Here is a 4,213-nt window from a genome sequence, read left to right on the forward strand (position 1 = left end):
GTAAGGAGAGGCTTTTTTCTGGCTATTGTCTTTTCTGGGGCTTTGAATTCTGGCCTAATATCTTCAGCGTTTAGCTCAATTGAATTAAGACCTACGATCATTAACGCTACTATGGAGAGGTTTTGCAGTCCGAAACGATTGATTGTTAGCTTAACTTAGTTGGACGCATCCAGCGTTGTCATTCCAATAGCATTACTTTCACTCCTACACCCGCGCTGGAGCACACCAATCGTCCAAAATCTAAAGGCGATTACGGTAACAAAAATGAAAAAGGACTATCCGAAGATAACCTCTGATTACTCGTAGAATAATAATTACGAATCTTAATTCCGTTTCACCCCTCAATTATTCCTCTTGCCACATTTTTTTTATTATCAACCATGGTATCTCTTTCTTTGAGTTATGAAAGCAAACGATATGTTCAAAAACACATTTAAGCAATGGCTTCTTCACTTTTTTGTGGTATGGGCAGCGATCAATGTATATGACAGTTTTGATTTTTTATTTAAAAGAACATCATTCGATCATTACACAAACTCTGATGGATCTCCAATCACTGTTTTTCAAAGGCTGGTAGAACATAACTTTTATAGAACGGATGTGCTTTACCTGCTGGTTTTTACCTTCCTGGTAGAGCTTAACTACCAATATGTTTTTAAAAGATACCGATGGATCGTTTTTGCTATTAGTTCTTTGTTTACAGTATTGCTCATGATATGTTTTTTTATGATTACTAGTGATAAAGGACGTGGCAACTCTCTCGAGCCCGCGATGATACTCCTTGGATACACCCTAGCTTATGCAATATTCTGCGAATTTCTCAACCACCGTTCACACTTATTGAAAGTTCGCCTTAAGAGCTCAGAAACTGAGTTGCAGGTATTGAAGCAACAACTTAACCCTCATTTTTTGTTTAATACCCTGAACTACCTTTATGGTACAGCGCTTCAGGAAAGTGCCAGCCGTACAGCCGAGGGGATTGAGATCATGTCAGGGATGATGCGTTACACAGTTGTGGGTATGCAGGAGACAGTTGTACCCCTTGCCGAGGAAATTCAATTTATTGAACAATATCTTTATTTGCAGCAGGTACGCATGCCTTTAAGCCACATGCACAGTGTAGAGGTTTCTATTGAAGTATCGAACCTGTCCCTTTTTATTGCACCGATGCTTCTAATCCCTTTCATCGAAAATGCATTTAAATATGGTAAAAGCGCTGACAACCCCGCTGAAATTGAAATTCGTATCCACCTCAAAGGTACCGAGTTGAAAATGATGGTCAGCAACACCATCGTAACAGGGCAAAACAGTCTGAAAGGCACTAACAGCGGACTTGAGCTTACTCGCAGGCGACTTGCGCTTCTATACCCTGTAGGCCATAAACTGGACATCTCGTCGGATGGCAAAACATACATCGTAACTATGTCCCTCAAACTCAAAGAACTTTAATCATATCACCTACTTAAATAAAAATATCATGATCAATTCAGCAAAATTCTGGATAGGAACTATCTTATTGGCGGTTATTCCTCTTTTACTTATCGATATTGCACATCATTCTGTCGACTGGAGTATAGAAGTGAGAGGAGAGATCATCGATCTTGCCTATAATTCCGAATTGCTTCCGAAAGAGCAGAAATCGCAGGCTTTGGATACTGTCTTTGAAAAAATACGAATCTCACGTTTCTGATTTATTTAAAGACGCTCTTAAGCCTTCTCTTTCTGGGACTGAGTATTTACTTGCTGGTTAAATATTTTAGAAAAAACAGATCAGATTTTCTGAAACCTGCTATGTCTATTATTGTAGTAATGATTTGTTTTTTATCTCTAAAAGTTTTCCTTCTTCCGCGCATCATCAACAATGATAACCGCTTTTTGACTCTCGCAAAAGACGACACAACACTTCAAAGTTTATACAATGCTAATTTTAAAGGGAAAGTAGTTTACATCGATTTTTGGGGCACAACCTGCGGACCTTGTCTCGACGAATTCCGGCATTTTACACAACCCCTTAAGAATAAATACCAATCTAAGAATATAAGTTTTCTATATATCTGTGGTGGTAGTTATCTCAGGCATGAGTACATGTGGAGAGAGCAGATAAAGAAATATAATATTGAGGGAAACCATATCTTTTTAGAATTTGATCAGTATGCGGATATTTATAGGACTTTAACTAACAACAAGCAGATTATGATAACCATGCCCAGGTACATGATTTTAGACAAAACAGGTAAAGTTGTAATCAGCGATGCAAAACGACCAAGTAATCGGGATAGTTTATACAGTCAACTGAATCGGTATTTGTAATGATAAGTGCCATTGCCATAGACGATGAACCCGTTGCATTGGACATTATACGGATGCATGCTGCAAAAGTGTCATTTATTAAGTTGAAACAGACTTTCACCAGCGCTAGAGCCGCGTTAAATTATCTGGCGGTGGAAGCGGTTGAACTGATCTTCCTGGATATTAATATGCCCGATATCGGGGGGCTTGAATTTGCAACTCTGGTTAGTCCTCAAACCCAACTAATATTTACTACCGCCCATACAGATTATGCGGTTACAGGTTTCGATCTGACTATTACCGATTTTCTCTTGAAACCTTTTAATTATAACCGTTTTCTAAAAGCATGTATTCAAGCCCAAAATCGCGGAGAACGCCGGCAGGAAGATCCCGCACAAAATAGTGATAGCTTGTTTGTAAAAGACGGATATAATTGGGTAAGAATTGAATTAAAAGGCTTGCTTTTTATCAAATCAGAGGATAATTACACTGGATTTGTAGAAGAACACAGGAGGACGTTTGTACGCATGACCTTGCAGGAACTTTTGAACAAACTCTCAGGAAAAAATTTCTTGCGGGTACATAAATCCTACGTCGTGAATAAAGATCACATTCAAAAATTTGAAAAGAACCAGCTTCTGATCAACGGAATAAAAATTCCGGTATCGAGATTTTTCATGGACGATTTGAAAAGATACTTGTTGAAGTAGAAACCCCTTTATAAATCCTGGGGCAATTAATCCTGAATACAGCCTTACGAGCTACATCAATAACACTTTCCAGGCATCCATTACGCGGCCGTTTTCTAACAAATGCTTGGCTTTTGAATGTAGGCGTATGGTTCGGGTGTTGCTGTCAATGGTACCATCAAGCAGTTCTTTCATTTCATCGGTTTTGCTAAAGGCCTCTACCTCCTCTTCGGATGGTAGAGTTTTAACAAGGCCTAATAACCCCAAATTATTCCCGGCTAATACGTTGGAGTTTTTAACCTCTTTAGGAAAAGCATCTACGCCGATACCTATTCCATCATATTCTATTGGTTTGGCAATTTTAAATAAATTATCGTTGGTTACCCTACAATACCAATCACCGCCTAAACGAGCCACCAGATCTATTTTATGAGGGTCTATTTTGCCATTAGCATCCAAAATATCTTCACTGATGTGAATCCGTTTCACCTCTGCAATAACCAAATTGCCTGCTCCTCCGTTTTTCCCTAACGATATCACATCATTCACTACACATTCCAATTGAACACTCGATTCCGCTACCCTGGGTGGTTTTACCGTCTCCGAAGCTAATTCAGTAAACCCTGCTTTCGAAAACTCATTTACTCCTCTTGGATAATCTTTACTAGTTAAATAGGTCTGTTGAACCATATCAAAGTCCACAATATTAATCACACATTCAGGTATTTCCAAAACGTTTTCAAGCGTATGCTTGGTGGTGTTATCCCGCGCCCGGCTTGTTGGTGAAAAAACGCATATCGGTGGATTGATACTAAACACATTAAAAAAACTAAAGGGACTTAAATTAACCTCGCCGTTTTTATCAATAGTGGATGCAAAACATATCGGGCGGGGTGCAATGGCAGAGTGCAAATACCCTTGCATTTCCGTCGGTGTTAATGATGAAGCATCAATAGTTTTTAACCTCATTTGACAAGGCACTAGTGGAGGGAGCCGTAAAGATCATGTATACCCGGATCTATGCTCCTTTACGAAAAGCGGTCTTTCATTCGCTGGCGGAGTTGAATGCGGCCATCCGGGTAGTTCTGGAGGCTCATAACAGTCAGCTGCTGCAGGGCCGCAACTATAGCCGAAGACTTCAGTTTGAAGAGGTGGAGCGTCCGGCACTCGCTCCGCTTCCGGTACTTCTGTATGAGTTTAAGAAGCAGCATCAGGCTACGGTGATGAAGAATGGG

The 4,213-nt window shown here is 39.9% G+C and carries 5 protein-coding genes and 1 pseudogene; 5 read left to right on the top strand and 1 reads right to left on the bottom strand.

What is annotated here, in order from left to right:
- The first annotated feature begins 402 nt into the window (after positions 1-402).
- The 4 genes from WBJ10_RS13685 to WBJ10_RS13700 all read left to right on the top strand — a co-directional run bounded on the left by WBJ10_RS13685 (position 403) and on the right by WBJ10_RS13700 (position 2,999).
- On the top strand, positions 403-1,449 hold the full coding sequence (locus tag WBJ10_RS13685) for a sensor histidine kinase (RefSeq protein ID WP_424291225.1): 1,047 nt from the start codon (positions 403-405) through the stop codon (positions 1,447-1,449).
- 28 nt (positions 1,450-1,477) lie between these two features.
- The gene (locus tag WBJ10_RS13690) at positions 1,478-1,690 is read left to right on the top strand and encodes a hypothetical protein (RefSeq protein WP_424291227.1); all 213 of its coding nucleotides are present in this window, start codon (positions 1,478-1,480) and stop codon (positions 1,688-1,690) included.
- Between the two features lie 101 nt (positions 1,691-1,791).
- The gene (locus tag WBJ10_RS13695; RefSeq protein ID WP_424291229.1) at positions 1,792-2,310 is read left to right on the top strand and encodes a TlpA family protein disulfide reductase; all 519 of its coding nucleotides are present in this window, start codon (positions 1,792-1,794) and stop codon (positions 2,308-2,310) included.
- Complete coding sequence (locus WBJ10_RS13700; RefSeq protein ID WP_424291230.1) at positions 2,310-2,999, top strand: LytR/AlgR family response regulator transcription factor; 690 nt, start codon at positions 2,310-2,312, stop codon at positions 2,997-2,999. Before WBJ10_RS13695 ends, WBJ10_RS13700 begins: the two co-directional genes overlap by 1 nt.
- A gap of 51 nt (positions 3,000-3,050) precedes the next feature.
- Here the strand turns inward: WBJ10_RS13700 and WBJ10_RS13705 are convergent, their stop codons facing one another.
- Positions 3,051-3,947 (bottom strand): flavin reductase family protein, encoded by an 897-nt coding sequence (locus WBJ10_RS13705; protein WP_424291232.1) that lies wholly within the window; start codon positions 3,945-3,947, stop codon positions 3,051-3,053.
- Positions 3,948-3,961: 14 nt separating this feature from the next.
- Here WBJ10_RS13705 and WBJ10_RS13710 point away from each other — a divergent pair.
- Positions 3,962-4,213, top strand: a pseudogene (locus tag WBJ10_RS13710) (IS21 family transposase); the annotation flags it as partial.

Source organism: Daejeonella sp., assembly GCF_049655485.1.
GTDB lineage: Bacteria > Bacteroidota > Bacteroidia > Sphingobacteriales > Sphingobacteriaceae > Daejeonella.

Bases quoted from the DNA above. Each gene is read 5' to 3' on its own strand.
- WBJ10_RS13700 (WP_424291230.1), top strand. From the start codon at position 2,310: ATGATAAGTGCCATTGCCATAGACGATGAACCCGTTGCATTGGACATT.
- WBJ10_RS13690 (WP_424291227.1), top strand. From the start codon at position 1,478: ATGATCAATTCAGCAAAATTCTGGATAGGAACTATCTTATTGGCGGTT.
- WBJ10_RS13705 (WP_424291232.1), bottom strand. From the start codon at position 3,947: ATGAGGTTAAAAACTATTGATGCTTCATCATTAACACCGACGGAAATG.
- WBJ10_RS13695 (WP_424291229.1), top strand. From the start codon at position 1,792: ATGTCTATTATTGTAGTAATGATTTGTTTTTTATCTCTAAAAGTTTTC.
- WBJ10_RS13685 (WP_424291225.1), top strand. From the start codon at position 403: ATGAAAGCAAACGATATGTTCAAAAACACATTTAAGCAATGGCTTCTT.